The sequence below is a fragment of the Photorhabdus tasmaniensis genome, from assembly GCF_011189505.1.
Taxonomy (GTDB): domain Bacteria; phylum Pseudomonadota; class Gammaproteobacteria; order Enterobacterales; family Enterobacteriaceae; genus Photorhabdus; species Photorhabdus tasmaniensis.
In genome coordinates this window covers 1-248 of record NZ_PUJU01000263.1, presented here as the reverse complement: position 1 = coordinate 248, position 248 = coordinate 1, and the positions used below count along the sequence as shown (strand labels likewise).

The following is a 248-nucleotide window of genomic DNA, read 5'->3' as shown; positions in this document are numbered from 1 at the left end:
TGAGAACCCGCAACTGGATCCGGGCCTGCGATTTGCCGGGCAAATTTTTGATGAGGAAAGTGGTTTATTCTATAACCGGTTCAGGTATTATTTGCCGGAAGGGTGTTGTTATCTTAGTACTGACCCGCTAGGGCTGGCAGGGGGCCTGAATCCGTATGCGTACGTTCATAATCCGGCGAATTGGATTGATCCTCTGGGATTGGCGGGTTGTGATCCTACTGGATACCATAAACGCAAGGCCCTTCGAA

At 50.4% G+C, this 248-nt stretch carries 1 protein-coding gene; it reads left to right on the top strand.

What is annotated here, in order from left to right:
* The coding region (locus C5471_RS23825) for an RHS repeat-associated core domain-containing protein (protein WP_166296753.1) at positions 1–248 on the top strand (248 nt) is incomplete at both ends.